This window comes from Paraburkholderia sp. SIMBA_053, assembly GCF_046534895.1.
Classification (GTDB): Bacteria; Pseudomonadota; Gammaproteobacteria; order Burkholderiales; family Burkholderiaceae; genus Paraburkholderia; species Paraburkholderia caledonica.
In genome coordinates this window covers 1-252 of sequence record NZ_JAWRXU010001230.1, presented here as the reverse complement: position 1 = coordinate 252, position 252 = coordinate 1, and the positions used below count along the sequence as shown (strand labels likewise).

The window sequence follows — 252 nt, the reverse complement described above, 5'->3', positions numbered from 1 at the left end:
AGTAGCGGTGCTTTCAGCCATGCGGCAACGTCTGCCGTTCGGTCAGCCTGTAACTGGTTCACTGCGGTTTGCATAGATTGGAATGCACCGCGAAATTGCTGGAACCGGGCTTTATTAAGCTTATCCAGGTATTTCGGCCACTCCGCCTCGCCGATCTCTTTCGCTTCCGACGGGCTGATCTTTCCCGCGTCCTCTATGTTCTTTTGTGAGGCAGCTTCCTGTTCGGGCGAAAGCATCGTCGGTATGCCGTCC

The 252-nt window shown here is 55.2% G+C and carries 1 protein-coding gene; it reads right to left on the bottom strand.

Translation table 11 applies throughout. The features are described from left to right. Window positions 1-236 (bottom strand): hypothetical protein (locus SB753_RS39555; protein ID WP_410805485.1); only part of this gene is annotated, 236 nt, incomplete at its 3' end. Window positions 237-252: the final 16 nt, after the last annotated feature.